Annotated in this window: 23 protein-coding genes and 1 pseudogene; 11 read left to right on the top strand and 13 right to left on the bottom strand. The window is 38.0% G+C overall.

The genetic code is table 11. From position 1 onward, the window contains the following. The first annotated feature begins 60 nt into the window (after positions 1-60). From AXA65_RS08700 to AXA65_RS08690, 3 genes are all read left to right on the top strand, one after another. On the top strand, positions 61-702 hold the full coding sequence (locus AXA65_RS08700; RefSeq protein WP_063969727.1) for a hypothetical protein: 642 nt from the start codon (positions 61-63) through the stop codon (positions 700-702). A 418-nt stretch (positions 703-1,120) separates the two neighbouring features. Then, positions 1,121-3,241, top strand: a complete 2,121-nt coding sequence (locus AXA65_RS08695) for a prolyl oligopeptidase family serine peptidase (RefSeq protein ID WP_063969767.1) — start codon at positions 1,121-1,123, stop codon at positions 3,239-3,241. Between the two features lie 105 nt (positions 3,242-3,346). Further along, entirely contained in the window at positions 3,347-3,775 is a 429-nt protein-coding gene (locus tag AXA65_RS08690; RefSeq protein ID WP_063969726.1) for a hypothetical protein, read from the top strand. A 71-nt stretch (positions 3,776-3,846) separates the two neighbouring features. Here the strand turns inward: AXA65_RS08690 and AXA65_RS08685 are convergent, their stop codons facing one another. From AXA65_RS08685 to AXA65_RS20030, 4 genes and pseudogenes are all read right to left on the bottom strand, one after another. Beyond that, entirely contained in the window at positions 3,847-5,388 is a 1,542-nt protein-coding gene (locus tag AXA65_RS08685) for a glycine--tRNA ligase (RefSeq protein WP_063969725.1), read from the bottom strand. 282 nt (positions 5,389-5,670) lie between these two features. Then, complete coding sequence (locus tag AXA65_RS08680; RefSeq protein WP_063969724.1) at positions 5,671-6,156, bottom strand: hypothetical protein; 486 nt, start codon at positions 6,154-6,156, stop codon at positions 5,671-5,673. A 44-nt stretch (positions 6,157-6,200) separates the two neighbouring features. After that, entirely contained in the window at positions 6,201-6,800 is a 600-nt protein-coding gene (locus AXA65_RS08675; RefSeq protein ID WP_063969723.1) for a hypothetical protein, read from the bottom strand. Further along, positions 6,787-7,218: pseudogene (locus AXA65_RS20030) on the bottom strand (RNA polymerase sigma factor). Before AXA65_RS20030 ends, AXA65_RS08675 begins: the two are co-directional and overlap by 14 nt. A gap of 179 nt (positions 7,219-7,397) precedes the next feature. Between AXA65_RS20030 and AXA65_RS08665 the strand changes: the two are divergent. Then, the gene (locus AXA65_RS08665; RefSeq protein WP_063969722.1) at positions 7,398-8,099 is read left to right on the top strand and encodes a pseudouridine synthase; all 702 of its coding nucleotides are present in this window, start codon (positions 7,398-7,400) and stop codon (positions 8,097-8,099) included. 86 nt (positions 8,100-8,185) lie between these two features. On the opposite strand, the gene AXA65_RS08660 is transcribed toward AXA65_RS08665, so the two are convergent. The 4 genes from AXA65_RS08660 to AXA65_RS08650 form a co-directional block, all read right to left on the bottom strand. Next, on the bottom strand, positions 8,186-10,480 hold the full coding sequence (locus AXA65_RS08660; protein ID WP_063969721.1) for a T9SS type A sorting domain-containing protein: 2,295 nt from the start codon (positions 10,478-10,480) through the stop codon (positions 8,186-8,188). 102 nt (positions 10,481-10,582) lie between these two features. Next, a complete protein-coding gene (locus AXA65_RS08655; RefSeq protein WP_063969720.1) occupies positions 10,583-11,368 on the bottom strand; it encodes a helix-turn-helix transcriptional regulator in 786 nt (261 codons plus the stop codon). A gap of 9 nt (positions 11,369-11,377) precedes the next feature. After that, entirely contained in the window at positions 11,378-11,512 is a 135-nt protein-coding gene (locus AXA65_RS20395; RefSeq protein ID WP_256333781.1) for a hypothetical protein, read from the bottom strand. 9 nt (positions 11,513-11,521) lie between these two features. Beyond that, on the bottom strand, positions 11,522-12,241 hold the full coding sequence (locus AXA65_RS08650) for a tetratricopeptide repeat protein (protein WP_063969719.1): 720 nt from the start codon (positions 12,239-12,241) through the stop codon (positions 11,522-11,524). Between the two features lie 125 nt (positions 12,242-12,366). Between AXA65_RS08650 and AXA65_RS08645 the strand changes: the two genes are divergently transcribed. The 3 genes from AXA65_RS08645 (at position 12,367) to AXA65_RS08635 (ending at position 16,168) form a co-directional block, all read left to right on the top strand. Then, positions 12,367-13,374 (top strand): quinone-dependent dihydroorotate dehydrogenase, encoded by a 1,008-nt coding sequence (locus tag AXA65_RS08645; protein ID WP_063969718.1) that lies wholly within the window; start codon positions 12,367-12,369, stop codon positions 13,372-13,374. 228 nt (positions 13,375-13,602) lie between these two features. Continuing rightward, the gene (locus AXA65_RS08640; RefSeq protein ID WP_165596586.1) at positions 13,603-15,924 is read left to right on the top strand and encodes an outer membrane beta-barrel family protein; all 2,322 of its coding nucleotides are present in this window, start codon (positions 13,603-13,605) and stop codon (positions 15,922-15,924) included. A gap of 19 nt (positions 15,925-15,943) precedes the next feature. Next, on the top strand, positions 15,944-16,168 hold the full coding sequence (locus tag AXA65_RS08635; RefSeq protein WP_165596585.1) for a putative signal transducing protein: 225 nt from the start codon (positions 15,944-15,946) through the stop codon (positions 16,166-16,168). Between the two features lie 78 nt (positions 16,169-16,246). Here the strand turns inward: AXA65_RS08635 and AXA65_RS08630 are convergent, their stop codons facing one another. The 5 genes from AXA65_RS08630 to AXA65_RS08610 all read right to left on the bottom strand — a co-directional run bounded on the left by AXA65_RS08630 (position 16,247) and on the right by AXA65_RS08610 (position 21,033). Beyond that, the gene (locus AXA65_RS08630; RefSeq protein ID WP_131797794.1) at positions 16,247-16,675 is read right to left on the bottom strand and encodes a hypothetical protein; all 429 of its coding nucleotides are present in this window, start codon (positions 16,673-16,675) and stop codon (positions 16,247-16,249) included. Between the two features lie 163 nt (positions 16,676-16,838). Continuing rightward, a complete protein-coding gene (locus tag AXA65_RS08625) occupies positions 16,839-19,163 on the bottom strand; it encodes a TonB-dependent receptor domain-containing protein (protein ID WP_063969714.1) in 2,325 nt (774 codons plus the stop codon). Positions 19,164-19,183: 20 nt separating this feature from the next. Then, positions 19,184-19,576, bottom strand: coding sequence for a heavy-metal-associated domain-containing protein (locus AXA65_RS08620; protein WP_063969713.1), 393 nt, complete (start codon positions 19,574-19,576; stop codon positions 19,184-19,186). A gap of 72 nt (positions 19,577-19,648) precedes the next feature. Next, positions 19,649-20,020 (bottom strand): hypothetical protein, encoded by a 372-nt coding sequence (locus AXA65_RS08615; protein ID WP_063969712.1) that lies wholly within the window; start codon positions 20,018-20,020, stop codon positions 19,649-19,651. 143 nt (positions 20,021-20,163) lie between these two features. Beyond that, positions 20,164-21,033 (bottom strand): DUF4349 domain-containing protein, encoded by an 870-nt coding sequence (locus AXA65_RS08610; protein WP_063969711.1) that lies wholly within the window; start codon positions 21,031-21,033, stop codon positions 20,164-20,166. A gap of 417 nt (positions 21,034-21,450) precedes the next feature. Here AXA65_RS08610 and AXA65_RS08605 point away from each other — a divergent pair, with 417 nt between their 5' ends. The 4 genes from AXA65_RS08605 (at position 21,451) to AXA65_RS08590 (ending at position 24,720) form a co-directional block, all read left to right on the top strand. After that, positions 21,451-22,809, top strand: a complete 1,359-nt coding sequence (locus AXA65_RS08605) for an acyl-CoA dehydrogenase family protein (RefSeq protein WP_063969710.1) — start codon at positions 21,451-21,453, stop codon at positions 22,807-22,809. Positions 22,810-22,858: 49 nt separating this feature from the next. Then, positions 22,859-23,401, top strand: a complete 543-nt coding sequence (gene msrB / locus AXA65_RS08600; RefSeq protein ID WP_063969766.1) for a peptide-methionine (R)-S-oxide reductase MsrB — start codon at positions 22,859-22,861, stop codon at positions 23,399-23,401. A 138-nt stretch (positions 23,402-23,539) separates the two neighbouring features. After that, on the top strand, positions 23,540-24,289 hold the full coding sequence (locus tag AXA65_RS08595) for an SDR family NAD(P)-dependent oxidoreductase (RefSeq protein WP_063969709.1): 750 nt from the start codon (positions 23,540-23,542) through the stop codon (positions 24,287-24,289). Beyond that, the gene (locus tag AXA65_RS08590; protein WP_063969708.1) at positions 24,289-24,720 is read left to right on the top strand and encodes a nuclear transport factor 2 family protein; all 432 of its coding nucleotides are present in this window, start codon (positions 24,289-24,291) and stop codon (positions 24,718-24,720) included. Before AXA65_RS08595 ends, AXA65_RS08590 begins: the two co-directional genes overlap by 1 nt. Positions 24,721-24,740: the final 20 nt, after the last annotated feature.

The following is a 24,740-nucleotide window of genomic DNA, read 5'->3' as shown; positions in this document are numbered from 1 at the left end:
ACAGAAACTCATTCTATCTTTGAATCAGAAAATTAAAACAAATAATTAAAAATATCAACAATGAAAAAATTGATCTTAACCTTCAGCCTTTCTTTACTCGGATTCACAGCGTTTGCACAAACAGCTTATGAGAAAGCAATGACAGAGAAAATCAGCAAAGTAGAAACTGCAAAAACGGCAGATGAATTAACAGCCCTGACCAACGATTTTGAAAGAATCGGAGCCAAAGAAAATACACAATGGTTGCCGTATTATTACGCCGCTTATTCCACCATTCAAAAAGGAAGAGTTTTGGTGAGATCAGGGAAAACAGCAGAGTTGGATCCTGTGGCAGAACAGGCAGAAAAGTACATCGCCAAAGCGGAAGCGCTTAGTCCAAACAACGCCGAAATCTACATCCTCAAAAAAATCACAAGTGGATTCAGAATGATGGTTGATCCAATGTCACGCTATATGCAGGAAGCGCCTATCGCTCAAAATGCATTATCAAAAGCAAAAGAATTGGACCCGGAAAATCCTAGGATCACGGTACTTTTGGCAGAGGATGCTTATTTCACACCGGAACAATACGGTGGAAGTAAACCAAAAGGTGTCGAGTTGTTCAAGAAATCTTTGGAGCAATACGCTGTATACAAACCGAAGACTGTTTTGGACCCCAATTGGGGGAAAGCGGAAGCAGAGTTTTTCTTGAGTCAGAAATAAACACAGAAATTCATATAAATTAAAATTCCTTCGTCTTTGGCGAGGGAATTTTTGTTTTTAATCCGTTTTGTAACTAATTGATTTATAATAAAATCGATGCATCTGCCTCAACGTAATGAATCAAGGGCTCAAAGTAATGAATCAAAGACCTAACGAAGTGAATCAATGGCTCAACGTAATGGCTCACTGGAGTAACGTAGTAAATCAAAGGCTCAACTAAGTGAATCAGCGGCTCAACAGAATGGTTCAATGCCTTTACATAATGAATCAATGGTTCATCGAAGTAGATTTTTTAGCTTTTGAAATACTTTTTGGAAAATATAATAGTGCGATAAGGCTTTTTATGAATATGTATTTCCATTGATGACCTATTCTCCAAGAGATTTTATTAATTTTGGGAACATTCAAAAAATTAGAAATGAAAGTAAAATCAATTTTTGCAACAGCTGCTGTTGTTTTCTATGTTGGTGCCAATGCTCAGTCTATGTCAAAGTCAAATTATCCCAAAGCAATCAAAGGAACACAAATTGATCCATATTTCGGAACGTCGGTGGCCGATCCTTATCGCGATTTGGAAAACGATTCCGAAGCGACCAAAAAATGGGTGGACGAGGAAGTAGCTTACAGCCAAAATTATCTTTCCAAAATCCCTTTCCGTGATCAAATCAAAGATCAGCTGAGAACAATCTGGAACTACGAGAAGATCTCTGCGCCGTTCAAAGAAGGCGATTATACTTATTTCTCCAAAAACAACGGATTACAGGCGCAATCTGTAATCTACAGAACAGGTCTTAAAACCAAAAACATCGAGGTTTTCCTGGATCCCAATTTGTTTTCTGAAAAAGGAACCACCTCACTTTCCAATCTTTCATTCAACAAAAAAGGAACACTTGCTGCCTATTCGATCTCAGAAGGCGGAAGTGACTGGAACAAGATCATCATTATCGATGCCATCACCAAGAAACAAATTGATGAAACGATTGTGGATGTGAAATTCAGTGGCATCTCGTGGCAAGGTGACGAAGGTTTCTACTACTCAAGTTACGACAAGCCGAAGGAAGGAACAGTTTTGTCTGGAATGACGGACAAGCACAAGGTTTATTACCACAAGTTAGGCACAAAACAATCTGAGGACAAATTGATTTTCGGAGGAGAAAAAACACCGAGAAGATATCTTTCTGCAGGCGTTTCGGAAGACCAAAGATTCCTGATCATTTCCGGCGCGAATGCAACCAACGGAAACGAATTGTACATCAAAGATCTGAAGAACGGAGGTGATTTTGTTCAGATCAACAAAGGTTTTGACATCAATGCCAATATTGTGGATACGCAAGGCGACGATCTTTTCATCTTCACAGACAAAGATGCGCCGAATATGAGATTGGTAAAAGTGAGCATCAAAAATCCAAGTCCGGAAAACTGGAAAGATGTGATCCCGGAAACTGAAAACGTGCTGGGAATCTCAGAAGGTGGCGGTTTTTTCTTCGCCACTTATATGAAAGATGCGATTGATATCGTAAAACAATTCGATAAAACGGGGAAATTGGTAAGAGAAATTTCTTTGCCAGGAAAAGGGAATATCTCTGGATTTGGAGGTAAGGAAAAAGAGAAGGACATTTATTATTCTTTCACCAACTATATTACACCAGGAACGATTTACAAATACAATGTAGATTCCGGAAAGTCAGAAGTTTATCAAAAACCGAATGTGAAATTCAATCCGGAAGATTACGTTTCTGAGCAGGTTTTCTACACCTCAAAAGACGGGACCAAAGTTCCGATGATGATCAATTATAAAAAAGGAACCAAGCTGGACGGGAAAAATCCAACGATCCTTTATTCTTATGGTGGTTTCAACATCAGCTTGCAACCTGCATTTTCTGTAGTAAATGCCATCTGGATGGAAAACGGTGGCATCTACGCAGTTCCCAACATCCGTGGCGGTGGCGAATATGGAAAGAAATGGCACGATGCGGGAACGAAACAGCAGAAGAAAAACGTGTTTGAAGACTTCATTGCCGCTGGAGAATATCTGCAGTTGAAAGGTTATACTTCGAAGGAATTTATGGCACTTTCTGGCCGTTCCAACGGTGGGCTTCTGGTTGGCGCCACGATGACGATGAGACCAGATCTGGCTAAAGTGGCTTTCCCAGGCGTTGGTGTTTTGGATATGTTGAGGTACAACAAATTTACGGCTGGTGCAGGTTGGTCTTATGATTACGGTACGGCTGAAGACAGCAAAGAAATGTTCGAATATTTGAAGTCCTATTCACCAGTTCATCAAGTGAAAGCAAGAACTTGTTATCCATCGACAATGATCATCACGAGTGATCACGATGATAGAGTAGTTCCCGCGCATTCCTTCAAATTCGGGGCAGAGTTGCAGGAGAAACAAGCTTGTAGCAATCCGATTCTGTTAAGAATTGAAAAGAACGCTGGCCACGGCGCAGGACGTTCTACAGAACAGGTGATCGGCGAAAATGCTGATCTGCTAAGTTTTGCCTTGTTCGAGATGGGAATCAAAGCTTTGAAGAAATAATTCAATACAATTTATATGTAAAATCCTGAAATTAGTTTCGGGATTTTTCATTTTTGGAAAACAATTTGATAGAACAATGGTCTTAATTCAAAACTCTTCTTACCAATGAAAACAAATATTTTAATTGTCAGTACCATTGCCTTGGGATTAATTTCCTGCAAGAAAAATGAGGAAAGCAAAATAATGCAGCAAACCTATTCCTCAGATACAGAACTGGTTGATAACAATGGAAAAATTGACAGCGCTACTACGACAAGCATGGAAAAGGACATCAACGGTAAAAAAATGACCACAGTATCCTATCCTTACAAAGCCAGCGACGGAAGCCGTGCAAAAGCAACGTTCATCAATGATGGAAAATCAAAGACAATCACCATAGAAGCGAACAAGATGAAATATGTTTTGGATTACAAAGGCGTGACAGCAAAGCAAGGACAATATTACGAGAGAAACAGCATTATTGCAGAAGCTACAGAGGATTCGCTTTTGATCACTCAGGGTAATAACGTGATCCATTTGGAGAAAGTAAAATAACTTACTTTGAAATCATAAAAAATCCCGGCAATTAATTGTCGGGATTTTCATTTATATAAATTGATTTTTTCTTAAATCTTAGAAAGCAAATTCCTAAAACTTGTTTTCTCATCAATAATTCTTCTAAGATCAGCCACAGGAACTCTTTCTTGTTTCATTGTGTCTCTATCTCTGATGGTTACAGTATTGTCTACCAAACTGTCGTGATCGATGGTGATACAAAGTGGCGTTCCGATCGCGTCTTGTCTTCTGTAACGTTTCCCGATGGCATCTTTCTCTTCGTAGAATAAGTTGAAATCGTACTTCAGGTCGTTGAAGATCGTCTCAGCATATTCTGCCAAGCCATCTTTTTTCATCAATGGAAGGATCGCTGCTTTTACCGGCGCCAAAGCTGGTGGCAAACTTAGAACGGTTCTCTCAGAGCCATCTTCCAAAACTTCATCCTTAAGACAAGTAGAGAACAAAGCCAAGAACAATCTATCTAAACCAACCGAAGTTTCCACAACGTAAGGCACATAATTCTCATTTCTTTCCGGATCAAAATACTGTAATTTTCTTCCGGAATGTGCTTCGTGAGCTTTCAAATCAAAGTCAGTTCTTGAGTGAATTCCTTCCAATTCTTTGAAACCAAATGGGAAATTAAACTCAATATCAGCCGCTGCATTCGCATAATGCGCCAATTTCTCGTGGTCGTGGAAACGGTAATTTTCTGAACCAAGTCCTAAAGCCAAATGCCAATTAAGACGCTTTGTTTTCCATTGTTCGTAGAATTCCAACTCCGTTCCAGGCGCTACAAAATATTGCATTTCCATCTGCTCAAATTCTCTCATTCGGAAGATAAACTGTCTCGCAACAATCTCATTTCTAAATGCTTTTCCAATCTGTGCAATTCCGAAAGGTAATTTATGTCTAGAAGTTTTTTGAACATTCAGATAATTCACAAAAATCCCCTGAGCCGTTTCTGGTCTCAGATATAGATCTGTCGCGGTATCAGCAGAAGCACCCAATTTGGTCCCAAACATCAGGTTGAATTGTCGCACTTCCGTCCAGTTTTTAGAACCTGTATCCGGATCAGCAATCTCCAATTCCTCGATGAGAGATTTTACATCAGCAAGATCTTCGTTTTCCAAAGATTTCGCCATTCTCGTAAGGATTGCTGCTCTTTTCGCACGATATTCCAAAACTCTTGGATTCGTAGCCTCAAACTCAGCTTTATCAAAAGCGTCACCAAATCTCTTGGCCGCTTTTTCTATTTCTTTATTTTCTTTGTCCTCAATTTTCGCGCAATAATCCTCGATCAAAACATCGGCACGGAATCTTTTCTTAGAATCCTTGTTGTCGATCAACGGATCGTTGAACGCATCCACGTGTCCGGAAGCTTTCCATATCGTTGGGTGCATAAAGATGGCAGAGTCGATGCCCACGATGTTTTCGTTCAGCTGAACCATCGCTTTCCACCAGTATTGTTTGATGTTGTTTTTTAGTTCCGCACCGTTTTGTCCGTAATCGTAGATCGCAGAAAGTCCGTCATAGATCTCAGAACTTGGGAAAATAAAACCATATTCCTTTGCGTGAGAAATCACTTTCTTGAAAACATCTTCTTGCTTTGCCATATTTAGTTTAATTGAAGTGCAAAAATAAGGAAAATACAGGAAGTTGGAAGCGAGAACCCTTAACTTTTTAAAAACCACGGAAAATTTTACATTTATTTTGAATTATATCAAATATTTTGGAGCCGGGAACCTGCTGTCCGTTGCAATTCCTCGCGCCTTGCTTTCCCCTGGCTAGCTGTGGGATTTCCACTTTCATCAGGGCTAGTTACGTTTTGCATCAAAAAGAAAGCTTTGTCAAAAAATAGAATTTGACAAAGCTTATTTATTTTAAAAGGAAAAAATTTAGAAATTATAGCTCAGGGCAATTCCATTTCCTGCACTTTCTACTTTGAAGTAGGGTTGAAAAGCAACTGCTTCTCCATTTTCTATAGCGACAGCTTTTTTTGCGTTTTTATCTGCTGCCAACGCAAAAGGAATTCCAATTCCAATAAGTCCAGCTCCAGCCGCCACAAATCCCCAGCCTTCGGATTTAGCTTTGAAGGTCTGCTTGGTACCATTGACGTAGACAGTTTTGTTGCCACCAGCCAGTAATCTTCCGATTCCAAACCCAAGTGAAAACCCACCAGTGTAAGCAAACACTTCCCCTACAGTTTTATTGGTCCGTGTTTTTGCAAAAGCTTTTTGTGCTTCCGGATTGGAGAATACAGTTTTGTAATCTGAGAATTTGTACTTCACACCATCTTTCATCAGTCTGTTTTTCTCAAGACTAACTTGGGCAAAACTCATCTGACCTAGAATAACAGCTAAAATTAAAATCGATTTTTTCATTGGTTAAAAATTTCCGCAAAAATAGAAAATTAAACCATTCATTTTTAAATCTTTTCATCCAGATCTTTCTCGATCAATTCCAAAGAATCAATCACCTTTGATATCTTTTCGTTCTGTTTTTTGATCTGTCGGGGTCTTAGGAAAAACCATGCAATTGCCAACCACAAAAATGTTAATCCATACGCCAATGATGCACCTAAAGTTGACATTCTGAGCGCAAATTCATAAAAGTAAAAAGCAAAACCGGCAGTCAGCAAAACATAATAAATGCTAATGCCTTTCGTCTGCATATAAAGCTGCTGCTTTTGTAACTTTTTCAAAGAAGCAAGATATTCCTGATTGCTGATAGAAGGATTGATCTTCCGAATCACATTGATATTTTCTGAAACCAAATAAATATACATAGCCAAAGCAATTAGAATCAAAACGATTCCTAAACTGGTGGTAAACATTTTAAAATCAATCACATTCCAAATAAAGATGATCATAACCGCCGTAAATGATAGACTGAAGATATGCCAAATTGTAAACCGCAATTGTTTCTTTTTGTATTGATCAGCAGCAGATTTTATCTCTTTTATATTAGGAATTTCCGCATTTTTCTTATTCCAGATGTCCTGGAAATTGATGTTATCTGTTTGCATAATTCTTAAATTTTTCGGTTAATTTTTCTTTGATCCTGTGGATCTTGACTCTTACATTCGCCGGCGAGATTCCTACGACTTCAGCAATTTCCGCTTGTTTCATGTCTTCGAGTTCCAGAGAGATGATGATCCTTTCCAGTTCCGCCAATTCCGAGATGCATTGGTAAAGGAAATCCGTCATTTGATCCTGCTCGATCTTGTTGTCTTTCTCGGAGTTATCTTTAATTTGATAAGGCAATTCGCTTTTAGGCATTCGTTTTTCGATATTAATTTGCCTTAGACAAATATTGGTTGCGATCCTGTAGATCCAGGTTCCAACCGCAGCTTCCTGCCGAAACTTTGGTAACTATTGAAAAACGGCTACAAATGTTTCCTGACAGAGATCCTTCGCCGCATCATCGTCATTCACATAACCCATACAAAGCCGAAAGATCTTCTTCCAGTAGTCGTGGTATATGTCTTCGAAGTTTAAAACCTGCATTGTCTTGTTTAGAGTTTAGAGAACATTCAACCAAAAATGTTACAATCTTAGTGAAGATAAAATCTTTTTATTAGTCTTAAAGAATTAATTATGGTGAGAATTTCTACTTTTGTCCGATGTTAGAAATTCTTTATCAAGACGACTACCTTATCGCCATCAACAAACCGAGTGGACTTTTGGTTCATAAGTCAAAATATGCCGGTCCAGCAGACGAATACGCCGTTGAGAAACTGACAAATCAAATTGGAAAAAAGGTTCATCTTGTTCATCGATTGGACCGAAAAACTTCTGGTGTTTTATTGTTTGCTTTCGATAAAGAAACACTGAAATTATTGAGTGACCAGTTTATGAATCGTGAAGTTGAAAAAAAATATCTGGCAATTCTCCGAGGTTGGACAAAAGAGGAAGAAACGATTGATTACGATTTGACCAATGAAAATGAGATCGTTCAAAACGCCATTACGTACTATAAACGACTGTTGACTTCCGAAATTGATCTGCCATTTCTAAAACATCCAACCTCTCGTTATTCTTTAGTAGAAGCGATTCCCGAAACAGGGAGATTTCACCAGTTGAGAAAGCATTTCAAACATATTTTACATCCCATTTTAGGTTGCCGAAAACATGGTTGCAATAAGCAGAATAAGTTGTGGCTGAATAGTTTTAATATTACTGCAATGCCTTTGCATTCTCACCAACTTAATTTTAAACATCCCATTACGGATCAAAACATTTCCATCAATGCGAGTCTGAATGTGAATCCTGATTTTTTACAGATAGGAAAAATTTTAGGCTTTGACTTTAAAGAGTATATTTAGTTTTTTGAAGACTATAAAAACAAAAAAAGCTTCTCAATTCGAGAAGCTTTTCCAATTCATTTTCATCAATTCATTTTTACTAACTATTACTTTTTGATGATCTTGCTGCTCACAATGCTATTGTCAGCGGTCACGATCTTGAGAACGTAAACACCTTTTGGAAGCTTCGAAACATTGATCTCGTTCGTACTGCTTTCCAATAGTTTTTTACCATTCATGTCGTATAAAGCGACAGATTTCAGATTCTTGCTGTCAATGTGAATAATATCTACAGCTGGATTTGGATAAACCAGAACTTTTGCTTTCTGTGCAGGAACTTCATTGTTTGCTAACACGTCAAGATTCAAGTTGTATCCCAAAAGTCCTAGATCGGTAGAAGCAATATAGATGTATGCTTTTTTGTCTGAGAAATCCACGGTTATAGAATTAGACTCGGTCTCCAAAAGATCGGCTCTGTCCACTGTCTTCCAGTTTGTGCCATTATCCACAGAATAATGAATATCAAAAATAGTATACTGACTGGTGTAAGTGGTTGCCACAAGAACGCCGGAATTGGCATCGGAATAAAACACCTTGTTCGCAACAAATTGCGAAATTAGATTCCAGGTCAAACCTTTGTCATTGGAAGTAAATACGCCGATAGATGTTCCTAAAGCCAAGCGATCGGTATTGTTTGGATCCTGCGTGATATCAAAGATTGCCGTATCCGAAGTAATATCATCGCCAATTGTAACCGCGGTCCAAGTATCGCCACCATCAATCGTTTTGTAAACTTCTGACCCGATGAGGATGAAAAACTCATTCGAGATATTGTTCGGATGTAATAATTTAAAAACTGGGCTTGCTGTTGGCAAAGGAATATTGGTAACGATGATGTTATTCTGATCATTGAAATTGATCTTATTCAATTCGCCTTGACCCCAATTGTTGAAAGTGGTCATGATCTGATTGGTAACCTGCGGATCAGGAATCACACTCGTAAGGCCAGCAGAGAAAGTCTCGAAGATCGGATTGAAAGTTGCTCCAAAATCGTCACTCAATGATAATTTTGATCCTGTAAATCCGCCTGAGAAAGAATACATACGGCCTTCTTTTTTAGAATCAGGAATATATGCGGTCGCATTGTTATTACTAAAGATATTAAGTGGTACGATATTGTGCGCCGTTTCAGAATTGTCCGCAAGATCTCTATGGACAAAACCACCCTGAACACCATAGAAAAGATGTCTTGAACTTGAGTTTTCAAATAGATTAACACCACCTGTAGAGCTGTAAAACGGCGTCTGAAGCTGAGTCAGAGTTGCTGCATTATCTGAAGAGAACAATGGTTTGTAGTTGGAAGTAATGACCAATTCTCCCGCTTTGAATGGGTTGAAACTCGCTTTGATCCCGTAATAATAGCTGTCCAGATTGTCGTAAGGATATTCTACATTCTGCCAAGTGTTTCCACCATCTTTTGTTGAGATGATCTCATCTTCTTCCAAAACGATCACGTGGTTGTTGTCATTCGGATCGAATTGAATATCAATAATGTCATTCAAAATTCCGTTGGTTCCAAAAGTGATATTCTCATCTTCCCAAGTTTCGCCGCCATCAGCTGAATGGTGAAGTTTCTCAGGCGCTGCTCCAAAACTGATTCCGGTACCAGCATAGATGTCGTCCGGATTATTCGGATTGAATTCCAAAGTACTGAGCACACTTCCTGAGAGTTTTTCTGTAAAATTATCACCTCCGTCATTAGAGATTCTCAGACCACCGTAGACACCTTCGCTTCCGTTTCCGTTGGCTATATAAAGTTTATTTTTATCAGTCGGACCAAAAGCTACATAACTTGTAATAATGTTGTTGTGATCAGGAGAATAATAGACTTCTTTCCAGTTCTGGCCGCCATCAGCAGTTGTGTAAACTCTGTTCGCTGTTCCAAAACCAAATGGAAATTGAGAACTTACGATGAGGTTATCCTTATCACTTCCGAAAAAGCTGTAAGCATTTACATAAGGAATCTCTTCTAGATTTGGTAAAGAATAAGTTTTGGAAATGGTCTTTGTAGCAATATCCAGTATATGAAGTTCTCCAATGCCACCTTGAAGTGTGGTAAACGATAGGAAAGAACCATCCTTACTGATATTTAATTTTGAAATACTGATTCCACCACCAGCAGATGGCAGAGAATAAAAGACATTCCACGTATTTCCGTTGTCTTTTGAAACCACGATGTGGCTCGTGATCGTGATTGCATAAATCGTGTTTTGTTCTTGTACGCTATAGGTCAGGTCGAAGATTCTACCGAACTCATTTTTGCTCAAAACTTCTGTTTGGGCGTTGGCATTGCCTGTGAAAAGCACAAACAAAAAGCCAGCTAAAAAAGTAATTTTCTTCATATATCTAATTTTATAAACCAAATGTTGTGATAAAAATCAGCAATGCAAAAAATTACGGCGGAAATAGTTGGACGAAGCTTCAGAAATAGTGTGACAAATTCGCTAAATACTTGTAATGTAGTTATATAGGTCTATGTTGTCATCCTGTTCCATTTTCTTGATGATACGTTCTTTTCGCTTCCTGCAAGCCTCGGTTGTGATGCTCAGAAGGGAAGAAATCTCCTTCATCGACAGATTCATATAAACGTAAGAAAGAAAACGAAGGTCATTCGCGTTAAGGTCCGGATGAAGCGTTTTGAGTTTATTGATGAAACCTTGATTCACCTCTTCAAAATGGATGAAAAAACTTTCCTCCTCGCGGCTTTGTCTCTGGAAGATTTTGAGTTGTTTGATGATATTGCTGACGTCTTGATTTTCGAAATCGTTATCCGTTTGTCGCGAAAGTGTTCTTACAAGGTCGTCTATCAATTCTATTTTTGTGGTAAGCTGCAAAGCTTTGGTCGTCAGTTTCCGGTTCTTGGCTTCGATTTCGTTTTTATATTTTTCTTCTTCTAACAGAGCCAAGACTTCTTTTTCTTTTAATTGATTTTCAAGGATTTCCTTGTTCTTTTTCTCCTTTTCGAGTTCCAGTTTTGCGATTTCCGCATTGCTTTGTTCGATGATTTTCTGCTGTTTATTTTTAACATTGCTGTTTCTCAAAGCCCAAAAAATAATGATAACAATGAAAATAGCAAGCAAAATTCCTTTGATGAAAAAAGAACGTTCGGTTGTCAGTTTTTCCTGACTTTCCGCCAGATTCTTCTGAGATTTTTGAAGTTCAAATTTGATTTTACTGTTCTCGAATAGCTGCCCATTTTTAATTTGATTCACCGAATCTTTAATTATCATCACCGAATCTTAATAAGCAACAGCGCGCTCGATATTGTTCGCTTTCTTGTACAAAAGACTGAATCTATCAAAAATATTTTCCTTAAAATCATAATTCAAATTGCTTTTCTCTGCCAATCCCAAATAATGGAAAGACTTCGGCAAATCATTTTTCTACTCTGCAATGGTTGATAAGTTGTACAGAATCTGTGTTTTATATTCCGAATGTTCAATACTATTTAATTTCGGCAGCAGTTCCGCAGAGATTTTCTCAGCTTCATCGTATTGTTTGAGATTGACCAAGGTTTCCACCAAAGTTGCTTTTGCCAATAAAGCGTAAGGCGAGTTTTCTGTCAGCTTCAAAGCTTCGTCGATGAACTGTTTGGCTTTTTTGTAATCCTTCTTTTCGTTGGAAACGATGGTTAGATTAATGGCATATAAGCCTTTGGAAGTGTTGTTGTTAACCTTTCCGGCCAGTTCGTAGGCTTTGGTAAAATATTCTTCGGCTTTCTCGGTTTTTTTGTCTCGGGAATAGAGAATGGCGATATTGTTCAGAACGGTCATTTCTGACTTTTCATCCAAATGGGCTACAGCAATTTTATAAGCATCCAGATAATTATTAAGTGCTTCGCCGTAGTCCAAACGCATATAATAATTGGCGCCAATGTTGTTCGTAGCCAGGAATTCCTCGCGGTACCATTTATTTTCCTGCGCGATTTTCCGGGTCTTGGTGAGGATTTCGAGAGATTTGGCGTAATCCTTTTTGTCCATCGCTTCCACGCCTTCAATGATCATCTTTTCGCAATCTTTTGGCGTGATTGCAAAAGTCTGAAAAGGCAACAAAAGCAGAAAAAATATAAAAACTAAGTTTCTGCGAAAACGCTTTGGAATCATTTAATTTTTTGGCTAAAAAAAAGTAGAGATAATAAAGATTTTCATTAATGATTTTCGAAACGATATATTCCCGAATAATATTGAATTATCGTTACAAAAACTTAAATTTGTAAAACTTTTCTCCGATGTACAAACGCATTATTCGCCCGCTTCTTTTCAAATTCGACCCAGAAGAAGTTCACCACTTTACCTTTTCTGCTCTCAAGAATTTCGGTTTTCTAGCCAAATTATTTTTACCAAAACCAATTGTTGACAAACGTCTGGAGCGTGAAGTTTTCGGATTGAAATTCAAAAATCCGGTTGGTTTGGCCGCAGGTTTTGATAAGGACGCCAAACTATTCAATGAATTGTCTGACCTCGGATTTGGGTTCATAGAAATTGGTACTTTGACACCGAAAGCTCAGGCTGGAAATGATAAAAAACGATTGTTCAGATTAAAAGAAGATTCTGCAATCATCAACAGAATGGGTTTCAATAATGGCGGTGTGGATGAAGCTATTGAGCGACTAAAGAAAAATAAAAACGTTCTCATCGGCGGAAACATCGGAAAGAATAAAGTGACGCCAAACGAAGAAGCCGTCAGCGATTACAAAATCTGTTTCGAGAAATTATTCCCTTACGTCGATTATTTCGTAGTCAATGTCAGTTCGCCAAACACGCCCAATCTACGAGAACTTCAGGACAAAAAACCTTTGACAGAATTGTTGTCAACACTTCAAAATCTCAATCTTGCAAAGCCAAAACAAAAACCAATCCTTCTGAAAATCGCTCCTGACTTGACGGATGAACAACTTTTGGATATTATTGATATCATTAAGGAAACTCAAATCGCTGGCGTTATTGCGACGAATACAACTTTGTCAAGGGAAAATTTAGTGTCAGAAAACAAATCCGAAACCGGTGGACTTTCCGGAAAACCATTGACAAAACGCTCTACAGAAGTCATCAGATTTTTATCAGAAAAAAGTGGAAAAGCATTTCCAATCATTGGCGTCGGCGGAATTCACACGGCGCAAGATGCAATTGAAAAACTGGATGCTGGTGCGAGTCTTGTTCAGCTTTATACAGGATTCATCTACGAAGGTCCGGAGTTGATCAATGAAATCAATCAGGAGCTTTTGAAGAGAATGTAAGAGTTTGAACCACAAAAGTCACAAAAGGAAAATCTAAAAATAAAACGGTCAAAAGTTTAAAAAAGCTAACTTTAAACAGATTCCTTTTTTGGGCTTTTGATAAACTTGATAAGAAGAATAACTTTTGTGACTTTTGTGGTTTCCAAAACAAATTTTTTCCAGGAAAGATGTAATAAAGCAAAGCTGATGATTGTTTTAACCAAAACAACCATTCAAAACTCATTACCAATGACAAAAAGCATTTTACTGTTTTTTCTTTTCATCGCAACCGTTTTCTCGGCTCAGCAAAATCTTAAGATTGATGGAATTATCATTAATTCAAACCAAGAAAAAATCGCATTACCAATTGCAGTCTATCTGCTTGATGCTGATAATCAGTTGTTAAAAACAACAATCGCACAGGATTCAAAGTTTGAATTTGACCAATTGAAATCGGGGAATTATCATATCCAGTTGTCGTCAGATGATATTATTCAAAATGAAAAACCATTTAATCTGGAAAAAAATCTGGCGTTAAAAATCATTTTTGAGCCCAAAAGTTCACAGATTGAGGAAGTAACTATTAATGCTAAGAAAAAGATTTTCAAGGTAGAAAATGGGAACATTACGCTCGATGTTGCCAATTCTCCACTGAATACATTGCCAACGTCCACCGAATTATTATCAAAATTACCTTTTGTAATGATGGACGCCAACGGCGAAGGATTATCTTTTGTTGGAAAGGGAACGCCTTTGCTTTATGTTGATAACCAGAGAGTTGATTTTGCAATATTGTCATCAATCGCCGTGGATGATATCAAATCGGTGGAAATCATCAGAAATCCGTCTGTCAAATATGAATCCGAAGGAAAAGCGGTGATCAAGGTCAATCTTAAGAAAAGCAGAAAAGACGGTTCGCAATTGAGTATTTCGGAAACAGCGACTTTCCAGAAACGCTTCAGCAATTACTTTGCAGTCAATTTTCAGCAAAAGAAAAATAAAACCGAATGGAAACTGAATACGGCCTACAACCAAATCAACCATTGGGAAAGCAACGGTTTTGATTATTCGGTTCCGAGTAGAAATATCAGTTCCGATTATGTGATCAAATCTATTACGAAACGGCCACAAACTATTTTTGGAGCGAGCTTGTACCAGGAACTGAATGACGGTGGCGACTACATTACAGTGACTTTAAATAGTAATTTCCGACCGGACAAAGGCGATAACAATACGGACACTTTCTACTCGGAAAATGGAAATTCAACGGATGTCAAAACGCTGAATCAGCAAAATAGAAAACGGGCGACCATCAATTCTATCTTTAATTATAAAAAGAAATTAACGGATTGGGACGCTGATATTTTAACTGGGTTTCAGTACAAAAGAGAGAGCGATAATGTTGATTACAGTTTTTTCAACAACACCAATAATGAAGGCTATGAATTCAACCAATCCCGTAAGCAATCGTACTCCGGAAACGTCTATTCCGGGAGAATTGACATCGAGAAAAAGTGGAGTGAAAATTATCTTTTTGAATTGGGAGCGAGTTATACAAAGGCAGAAACCAATACCAATAACACAACGAATTATCTAAACAATCCAAGTCCGGAATATTATCAATATCTCTTCAAAGAATCCAATGTTGCAGGTTATATGAACCTCGCTGTAACGGCTTCTAAATGGAATATCAGCGGAGGTTTACGAACTGAAACGACCAATGCGGAAGGCTTTGATCAACTTGAAAATGAGACCAAAATCAAAAGAGAATATTTGGATTGGTTTCCCAATGCGGAAATCAGTTTTAAGCAAAATGACAACTATGATTATGCTTTGAATTTCAGAAAAAGCATTTCACGTCCCAATTATGGCAATCTGGCTTCCGGCGGTTTGTATGGCAGTCCGTATGTGGAATATCAGGGCAATCCGGATTTGATTCCGACTTACACCAACACGCTCACTTTTACGACCAATCTCAATAAAATATCGGTTAACGCCTCTGCTTATTCGAGTAAAAATCCTTTGGGTTACACTTTGGTGTATGATGATGACAGAAATATTTCGAAATTCACAGCCGTTAATTTTGATAAGGAATCTGGCGTTTCTTTGGGTGTAGATGTTCCTTTGCAAGGGAAAAAATGGACTTCGCAAAACAGCCTTTCCGTTAATTATGACAAAGTGGAAGATTCATTAGCGGTCTTGAAAAAGTCGACGCCTTATGTTTATTTTTCCACCAATAATACAGTGAATGTTTGGAAATATTTGTCAGTGTTGCTGGATGGTTCTTACATCACAAAACGGGTGGAAGGTTTGTACGAAAATAATGCAATGTGCTTGGTAAATCTTGGTTTGACATCTTCCGTTTCCGATTTTGATTTTACTGTCCGATACAACGATGTTTTCAATCAAATGAATTACATCCAAAAAATGTCTTACGACAAAATTGCGTCAACTGGCACCTTTTTTGGCAATACACCAACGATATCGATTGCCGCGAAATATAACTTTGGAAAATTGAAGAAATCAAATTACAAAGAAAAAGCAGTCAACGAGAATGCCAACAGGCTATAATTTAATTAATAAAAACGACATGGAACTAATTACACTCAAAATATTCAACACAGAAATAGAAGCGGAAATGCTCAAGATTTTCTTGGAAACCAATGGTGTTGAAGCCTTTGTCTTCGGAAATATTTTAGCAAATACTTATAATTTATTCAATGCAACAAGTGGCGGCGTTCAGCTGAAAATTTCGGAAAATGACTTCGAAAAAGCGAGCGAATTGATGGAAGGTTTCTATAGTCAAGAAGCTTAAATTTTATTCCAAATATTTTAAAACAAACAAAAATGCAACTTATATAAGTTGCATTTCATTTATCTAAATTTTGAAATTCTAAGTCAAAGGCGCACCAACAGCCAATTCGCAACGGTGATGAGGTTCGCCGTGTGCTGGATTCAAAGCCGGTTTTGGTCCCAGTGATTGAGCTTGTGGGGCAGGCGCAACAGTTGGGCTCAAAATCGATGGCGTTTGCGTTTGTGGTGCATTTTGCTGAGTTGGAGCACTGTCAATTGGCGCACCCACTGCAATTTCGCAACGGTGATACGGTTGCCCGTGTTCCGGATTCAAAGCTGGTTTCCCGGAAACAGGAACATTGGTGACAGATGATGCAACTTCTGCCGGAGCAGGAACTGTAGAATTTTCTGTTATATTATTTACAACAGAATCGCTTTTCTGAGTTTCCGTTTCTGCGACTGTCGTTTTCGCTTTGTCACAGGAATATAACAATGTGACACTTGCTATTAGGATTGTTAATGTTTTCAATACTTTAATTTTTATTAAAATTAAGATTTTTTATTCAGAAAATATTTGTTTTATAACCACAAAAGACACAAAAGAAATTGAATATTAATTATTTAAAGATTAAATAAGAATTTTGCTTTTTTAATCTTAATCCAAAACTTAGTGACTTTTGTGGTTTGAAATATTAAAACTTAAAATCTACACCAACATAGAAATTCTGTTTCATAATTGGTGCATAAACCATTCCGCCATCAAAATAATTTCCAAACGGATTACCTGCATCCAAAATTGCAACTTTTTGCTGATATCCAGTTAAATTTTCGCCACCCACATAAACTCTGATTTTCTCAGAAAAGTTTCTGGAAATCTGAGCATTCAGAGTAGAATAACTTGGCGAATAATCTCCAATTTGGAATTCCACAGGATTCGATTTTGTATTTGGAAGTCGTTGTTTTCCGACTAAATTTAAGGTTGTATCAAAACTCCAAAATCTGCCTTTCTCAGTTTTATTGGTTGAATAAGCCAGGTTTGCAAATCCACGATGTTTCGCCATAAACGGCACTTTTTTCAATCCACTCAAATAATCCAAAGCCACATCATAATATTTGTAAGCCACCCGGAATTCAAGATTTTTTAAAGGTTGAAAATCCCACTGTGTCTGGAAACTATTCGCAAATGACTTGCCTTCAAGATTGTAGAATAATATTTTCTGTGCGGATTCATCCAAATCGGTTACGACTTGATTCTGGAAATCTGTTCTGAAAAAGTCTGCTAAAACAGTAGATTTTCTTCCAAACAATTTGAATTCCTGCTGAAGACTGACGCCATAATTCCAAGCGATTTCTGGTTTCAGACCATAAATTTCTCCACCGTTATTAATGACTTGAATTTGACGATTCGAAGCGAAATAAGACTGACTTTCCGCAAAGATATTTGCAGTTCGGAAACCTCGTCCTGCCGAAATTCTGAAAATTGTTTTTGGCGTCAAATCATATTTGAAATTCATTCTCGGTGTAAACTGAGTTCCTGCAAGATTGTGAAAATCCACACGAGCACCCGTTACCAAAGTGAATTTTTCACCTGTCAAAGTATATTCTGCAAACAATCCCGGAACGGTTTCGGTTCTTTTGTAATTGTCCAAAAGATAATCTTCATCGTACTTATCATAAAGGAAACTCGCGCCAACTTTATATTTGTTGTTCGTATTTCCGATGATGCTTTCGAAAATTAGATTAGAGTAGTAAGAGGTTTCTTTTCCAAAATAATTTCTCAATCCAAAAAAGCTATCCTGCTGATGATAGGTCAGTTGATTCATCCAGCCCAAACTCTGATAAGGTTTCCCTTTGAAAACATAACCCGTTTTGTTCCACAATTGGAATCTCGAAATGTCAATCCCAACGCCATAAAGCGATTGGTCTTTCTGCGGAATTCTTTTATTGAATCCAATTTGTCCGGCAGTTCGCTCATCTTTCAAGAAATTAATTCCAAAATGTGAAGCGAATCCAGAGCTTTCCAAGTCGTTGTAATTCAATAAATAAGCTATATTTAACTGACTTCCTTTTGGTCTGTCTAGAAAGCCGTCATCGTTCATATCCGTGTCACCAAAAGTTCCGTTTCCGTGCAACAGAACACTTTGATTCCATTTGTCAGAAAGTGGCGAAGTGTTGGTCACATTGGCTTCCACACGGCCATTATTATCGGAAAACAAATTGATTTCTGTTTCCGTTTTTTTTGCGTCGTCTTTGGTTTTCAAAAGCTCTGTGTTGATCTGTCCCGTGATGCTTTCATAACCGTTCACAACCGTACTTCCACCTTTCGTGAGCTGGATTCCGCCAATCCATTTTCCGGGAATGAAATTCAGGCCGTAAGGCGAAGCCAAGCCACGGATTTCAGGCAATTGTTCTTTAGTCAGAAGGGTATATTTCTGGTCAAGTCCAAGCATTTTCAACTGCTTAGTCCCGGTCACCGCATTGCTGAAAGAAACATCTACAGTGGCATTGGTTTCAAAACTTTCGGAAAGATTACAGCAAGCGGCTTTCAGCAATTCTTTGGAGCTGATATTGAAAATCAATCCTGCTTCCTTTTTGCTGAGTGCAGTTGCTTCTTTTTCTCGAGTAATTTTCACACCTTCGATTTCTTTTGCGTCAGAGTCTGTGTGGATATTTTCATTTTTATCAGAACCTCTCGTGTACAGGCAACAAGCTGGCAAAGCTTTGTAAACACCATCTGGTGCTTTAAATTTCTCGTTGTCGTGTCCGGCTTCTGCAACCTGTTTCAGGATTGTATCGCAAGTGACTTTGGATTCGTCCAAGACCATTGTCAAGGTTTGGTTTTCTGCGCTCCAGTTGGCAGATATAGCACCGGCTTTTGTCGCCGCAGTTTCTATTCTGGCTTTGCACATGTTGCAGTTTCCTTTGACCAAAAACTGTTCTGTAACAGCTTGTGCAAAAGAAAAAACAGACGTCAGCAAAAGCACAAAAAACATCAGTTTTTTACTTAAATTGTTCATCGTCAAAAATTTTGAATGGATTATTTAAGTTCGCAAATTTGTTTTGGGTCGCAGTTTTTCACCATCTTTTTGCTGTTGTCTGGACGGTCGTACTGGCAACAAACTTCCAAATCGTCATAGACTTTACTGGACGCGCGAAACATTTCGTTGTCGTGACCTACTTCGGCTACACTTTTCAGGACGGCTTTTTTGTCCGTTTTGGAAGCGTCATAACTAACGGTCAGGACTTTTTTGGTCATACTCCAGTCGGCAGATTTTACATTTTTGTCCGCTTTTACAGCAGTTTCGATGCGGTCCTTGCACATTCCACAGTTGCCTTCTACTTTGGCTTTGAAGGTTTTTGTCTGCGCAGAAAAATTTGAAAATAGAAATATAGAAAGGAATAAAATTCCTGATTTTATAATAGAATTCATTTTGATTAATTTTAATTAATGTTCTGATTATCTGAATTTAAAATATTAAATTCAGAATCGATAATAATAAAATTAACCAAGCTTAGGCGGCTGCCAAATGTTGAAAGTCCTTGCTAAAGGCGCTTGAGAATAATAAGAGTACTGATTGTTGTTTTCGAAAATCGGTGTTCTCAGTTTATTGTCGAAGTGATTCAAAACAACAGAAAACACGAATCCGGAACTGCAGGTTTTGCAAGTCGTGCAATTGTCTTTGCAGTCTTTTTCTTTCTTGGAGTCGTGACTGCAAGACTTAGATGATGCATCTTCCTTCTCGCAACAGTCAGAATTATTGGATTGAGATTCACAACAAGAACTCTGAGCAACCTGCGCATTGAAATTCTGCTTCGGAAATACAAAAATCCCCAAACAGAAAATCACCATCAAAAGTTGCAGTTTTCTCAACATCGTTTTGCAAAATTAGGAAATTTAAATTAACCACAAAAGGCACAAAGATTCTCACAAGGAACACAGGTCTTTGTAAATGAAAGAATTCAAATTTAAAACATCGTGAACTTTGTGAAAAACCTCGTGTGTTTGTGGTTCAAAAATTACTTCTCAACATTAGTTTGAAAAGTTTTTCTCCTTCTCCAGAAATAAAACACCAATCCGCCAAGCAAAACAATCGGCCAAATCGAAATCAGGAAAACAAAAATCTGCTGAATCAAATAGAAGCCTTCCACAAAAGCATTTTTCACATCGAAAAAGAAATTGTATTTGTAATCGTTATCAATGTTTTTGGTGTTTACAATCGGGATTTTCGCAACGCTTGTGCTTGGTTCTTTGATGTAAATATCAACTGTAGAATATTTCAGTTGGTCGGCAAGGATTTCGTCAGAATATTTTTGAGAATTGGCTTGAGACATATTTTCGTCATCCAGTTTCACTTTGTCTTTTCCGGTTTTCAATTGAGAAATGTTCGTGCTGGTTTTCGCTTGTCTTTCCGCCTCCATTTTGGATAATTTGATGTTCGCAGTCACATCTTCAGCAGAAATAATTCTGGAATTCAAAAACACTTTTTTATCATTAATGAAATCCAAAAATTCCCCCAATGTCTCCGTCGGAACGCGAACTTGCATTCTATTATGATTCTGAAATTTCCTAATCAACATCGATGATTCATCTGAAATATTGTAAGTGTTTTCCGACATAGTTTGCGCTTCCATTCGGCTCTGTGTCACAAATCCACCGAGCGAAATCAAGTGTTTTTCAATCGAAATTGTCGCGCCATAAACATCCTTCACTTCCATATCCACTTCCGCGGTTTTCACAAACTGTTTACCTTCTACGGTCTGCGTTGCAGCTACAGAAACACTGTCGGCAGTAGCAGCGACTTCATAATCTGCGCCTGTATTTTCTCCTTTTTTACATCCGATTAAAAGTAAAGCTATTAAGCTGATTGATAAGATTTTCGTTTTCATTTTGAATATATTTTATTTGTTTTTTAATGGTAAAATGGAATCGAGAACGATTTCATTATAGATTATTTTATAGATTAATTATTGATATTGATTTGGGCAGCTATTTCCGCCTTCCGCTCCCAATCTTTTTTGCCTAAGATTTTCCAACCACAAAAAAGGATTTCCGCTCAAGTCGGGCTGCGGCATTCGGTTCCGAATCAAGTTTTGTCAATGATTTGAAACCTTCTTTCTCAAAATTGATAATTAATATGAAAGTAATTCTGCAAATCAATCCGAAACTAACTGTAAATCATTCAGGATTTTAATGCATTGATAATGAGTATTTTGTAAAATAGATTTTCAAAGAAGAATTGATGAAAATAGAATTGTAAGTTCTTTTTAGGAATATTAATTGCATTAATTAGAAAAACAGAATCTATGAACAGCACAATCTCCAAAATTAAAGGTGTTTTCAGCCTTTTAAAAAATATCGATATAGACCAACTATCCCAAATCTCACAAAAAGTCGACCTTCCAAAATTGATGCATCAGTTTTCAAAACTCGATAAAAATCAACTGAATAGTCTGACCAAAATGCTGGATTCTTCAGGAAAAAAAAGAGAATTACCACCCATCAACGGCGACTTTTACGAACTGCATTTGAAACTGACGGACGAACAGCGAGCCATCCAACTGAAAGTCATAGAATTTATGGAAAAAGAAGCTAAACCGTTGGTCAACAGATATTGGCTGACAGACGATTTCCCACACGAACTCATCCCAAAATTCAAAAAGCTAAATCTCTGCGGTGTCACTTACGAAGGTTACGGTTGCCCGAATTTACCTTTCCTGATGGAAGGCGTCATCGCAATGGAAATCGCGAGAGTTGATGCGTCATTGGCAACATTTTTTGGTGTTCAGTCCGGATTGTCGATGGGTTCGATTTATATGTGCGGTTCCGAAGAACAGAAACAAAAATACCTTCCCGGAATGCAACAATTCGATTTGATTGGTGCATTTGGATTGACGGAGCCAGAAGTTGGTTCTGGCGCAGCTGGTGGATTGACCACAACTTGTAAGAAAGTAGAAGGTGGCTGGATTCTGAATGGACAAAAAAAATGGATTGGAAATGCAACGTTTGCAGACGTGACCGTCATTTGGGCAAGAGATGTAGAAGACAATCAGGTCAAAGGTTTCATTGTTGAAAAAGACACCGCTGGATTCTCAGTTGAAAAAATAAGGGGGAAAATGGCACTCAGAATTGTCCAGAACGGATTGATTACGATTAAAGATTGCTTCGTCGCCGATTCTCAAAAAATGGAACACGCCAACAGCTTCAAAGACACCGCGAAAGTCCTTCAAATGACAAGAGCTGGTGTTGCGTGGATGGCGACCGGTTGCGCAAGAGGTGCTTATGAAAGCGCTTTGGACTACACCAGAAAACGTGAACAATTTGGAAGACCGATTGCTTCGTTCCAGTTGATTCAGGGACATTTGGTAGAAATGTTGTCCAATCTTACTGCGATGCAAACTTTGGTTTTCAGACTGTCGGAAATGCAGGACCAAGATATTTTGAAAGACGAACACGCCTCATTGGCGAAAGTTTTTTGTAGTCTTAGAACGCGTGATGTTGTCGCACAGGCAAGAGAAGTAATGGGTGGAAACGGTATTCTTTTTGAGCACGATGTCGCAAGATTTGTCGCCGATGCAGAAGCGATTTATTCTTATGAAGGAACCAAAGAGATCAACTCATTGATAGTCGGACGTTCCATTACGGGAATGAGTGCGTTTGTTTAACTAACTTATGATAATGGAATCTAAGATTAGATTTCGTAAATTTATGCAGATGAAAAAAATAGTTTTTTTAATATTAATGACCTTATTTTTGCAACAATGTTCGCAGAAAAAAGTGGACTTAACCAAACAACCAGAACAGAAAACAATGGAAGATAACACACACAAAAACAATCCTTACTACTCAAGAACCGATAAAACCAAACTAACTGTCTCAAACGAAGAATGGAAAAAAATCCTTCCGGCAGAAGTTTACGCCATCTCAAGAGAAGCCAACACAGAATATCCATTCACTGGAAAATATAATGAATTTGACGAACTTGGCGAATATTATTGCGCTGTTTGTGGCAATCACTTATTCCGTTCAAGTTCCAAGTTTGCAAGCACTTGTGGCTGGCCAAGTTTCTTCGAAGCCGACAAAGAGGGCGTGAGCTACAAACGAGATTCTACCCACGGAATGGAACGTATCGAAGTGCTTTGCAAACGTTGCGATTCGCATTTGGGACACGTTTTCAATGATGGCCCGCCACCGACTGGAACGCGATTCTGTATGAATTCTGTAAGTTTGGATTTTCAGGCTGACAGCAAAAAATAGGATTTATCGCAAAGGCACAAAAAGTCTTTAAAAAATACTGTTAAAAGTCGCAAAGTATTATTTGCGATTTTTTTTAGGTTTAGATTCAAAAACACTTGCGACTTTGCGTTAATTTTGTACATCTAAATCTAAAGTAAATTGAAAACAATATTCATCACCGGAGCCACTTCCGGAATAGGAAAAGCAACCGCCATCCTATTAGCACAACAAAAAAACAGAATTATTCTCTGCGGAAGAAATAAAACCGTTCTCGAAGAATTGAAATCAGAATTATCAAAAGAAACCGAAGTTTACACTTTAAGTTTTGACGTCAGAAATTCAGATGAGGTTTTTGAAGCTATCAATTCGCTTCCAGAAAATTGGAAAAATATTGATGTTTTAATTAATAATGCTGGAAATGCGCACGGATTAGATTCTATTGCAGACGGAAATCCAGACGACTGGAACGCCATGATGGACGGAAATGTGAAAGGTTTACTATACGTTTCTCAGCCAATCATCAAATTAATGAAAGAAAAACAGAACGGACAAATCATCAACATCAGTTCTGTTGCAGCGAGACAGACTTATGCAAACGGCGTGGTTTACTGTGCGTCCAAAAGAGCTGTTGATGTCATTTCGGAAGGAATGAGAATTGAGCTGACAGAATTCGGAATCCGTGTGACAAACATTCAGCCTGGAGCGGTTGAAACTGATTTTTCCAAAGTGAGATTCAAAGGAGATGATGACAGAGCAGCGACGGTTTACGCGGGTTACGAACCATTAATTGCGGAAGATATTGCGGATGCGATTGCTTATTGTATCAATGTTCCGGAACGTGTTTCGATTTCGGAATTTACGATTTATCCGAAAGCTCAGTCTGAACCAAGAACGATCTACAGGAAATAATGAAATCACTTTTCAGTTTTATATGTCTCGTTTGTTTCATCCTCGGATTTACTCAAAACTATTCTAAAAAAGAAAAAGTATTATTAAGTCAGGTTTCAAAGCTTGATTCGCTGATGCAAAATAATGATTCCAAAATTTTGGAACTGTTTTCCGCTGACGTTTCTTTTGGACACTCTAATGGCTGGGTTCAGAATTTCCAGGATTTCAAAACAGATTTTGAGTCTGGAAAAGTGAAATATCATTCCGTCAATCAATTGGAATTGAGAGAACTTAAAATCAAGAATAAATTCGCAAACATCAGAAGAATCATCGCTGTAAAAGGACTTTACAAAAACGAAATCTTCGAAATGAAACTTTCCGTCTTGGAATTGTGGATTAAACAAAAAGGGATTTGGAAGTTGTGGAGCCGGCAAAGTGTGAAAATTAACTAAATGTCAAAATACAGTTTCTT

Origin of the sequence: Chryseobacterium sp. FP211-J200, from assembly GCF_001643375.1 — a bacterium.
GTDB lineage: Bacteria > Bacteroidota > Bacteroidia > Flavobacteriales > Weeksellaceae > Epilithonimonas > Epilithonimonas ginsengisoli.
Note: the sequence above shows the minus strand (reverse complement) of the source record. Positions and strands in the feature narration are given on the sequence as shown.

Bases quoted from the DNA above. Each gene is read 5' to 3' on its own strand.
- AXA65_RS08700 (WP_063969727.1), top strand. From the start codon at position 61: ATGAAAAAATTGATCTTAACCTTCAGCCTTTCTTTACTCGGATTCACA.
- AXA65_RS08695 (WP_063969767.1), top strand. From the start codon at position 1,121: ATGAAAGTAAAATCAATTTTTGCAACAGCTGCTGTTGTTTTCTATGTT.
- AXA65_RS08690 (WP_063969726.1), top strand. From the start codon at position 3,347: ATGAAAACAAATATTTTAATTGTCAGTACCATTGCCTTGGGATTAATT.
- AXA65_RS08685 (WP_063969725.1), bottom strand. From the start codon at position 5,388: ATGGCAAAGCAAGAAGATGTTTTCAAGAAAGTGATTTCTCACGCAAAG.
- AXA65_RS08680 (WP_063969724.1), bottom strand. From the start codon at position 6,156: ATGAAAAAATCGATTTTAATTTTAGCTGTTATTCTAGGTCAGATGAGT.
- AXA65_RS08675 (WP_063969723.1), bottom strand. From the start codon at position 6,800: ATGCAAACAGATAACATCAATTTCCAGGACATCTGGAATAAGAAAAAT.
- AXA65_RS08665 (WP_063969722.1), top strand. From the start codon at position 7,398: ATGTTAGAAATTCTTTATCAAGACGACTACCTTATCGCCATCAACAAA.
- AXA65_RS08660 (WP_063969721.1), bottom strand. From the start codon at position 10,480: ATGAAGAAAATTACTTTTTTAGCTGGCTTTTTGTTTGTGCTTTTCACA.
- AXA65_RS08655 (WP_063969720.1), bottom strand. From the start codon at position 11,368: ATGATAATTAAAGATTCGGTGAATCAAATTAAAAATGGGCAGCTATTC.
- AXA65_RS08650 (WP_063969719.1), bottom strand. From the start codon at position 12,241: ATGATTCCAAAGCGTTTTCGCAGAAACTTAGTTTTTATATTTTTTCTG.
- AXA65_RS08645 (WP_063969718.1), top strand. From the start codon at position 12,367: ATGTACAAACGCATTATTCGCCCGCTTCTTTTCAAATTCGACCCAGAA.
- AXA65_RS08640 (WP_165596586.1), top strand. From the start codon at position 13,603: ATGACAAAAAGCATTTTACTGTTTTTTCTTTTCATCGCAACCGTTTTC.
- AXA65_RS08635 (WP_165596585.1), top strand. From the start codon at position 15,944: ATGGAACTAATTACACTCAAAATATTCAACACAGAAATAGAAGCGGAA.
- AXA65_RS08625 (WP_063969714.1), bottom strand. From the start codon at position 19,163: ATGAACAATTTAAGTAAAAAACTGATGTTTTTTGTGCTTTTGCTGACG.
- AXA65_RS08620 (WP_063969713.1), bottom strand. From the start codon at position 19,576: ATGAATTCTATTATAAAATCAGGAATTTTATTCCTTTCTATATTTCTA.
- AXA65_RS08615 (WP_063969712.1), bottom strand. From the start codon at position 20,020: ATGTTGAGAAAACTGCAACTTTTGATGGTGATTTTCTGTTTGGGGATT.
- AXA65_RS08610 (WP_063969711.1), bottom strand. From the start codon at position 21,033: ATGAAAACGAAAATCTTATCAATCAGCTTAATAGCTTTACTTTTAATC.
- AXA65_RS08605 (WP_063969710.1), top strand. From the start codon at position 21,451: ATGAACAGCACAATCTCCAAAATTAAAGGTGTTTTCAGCCTTTTAAAA.
- msrB (WP_063969766.1), top strand. From the start codon at position 22,859: ATGAAAAAAATAGTTTTTTTAATATTAATGACCTTATTTTTGCAACAA.
- AXA65_RS08590 (WP_063969708.1), top strand. From the start codon at position 24,289: ATGAAATCACTTTTCAGTTTTATATGTCTCGTTTGTTTCATCCTCGGA.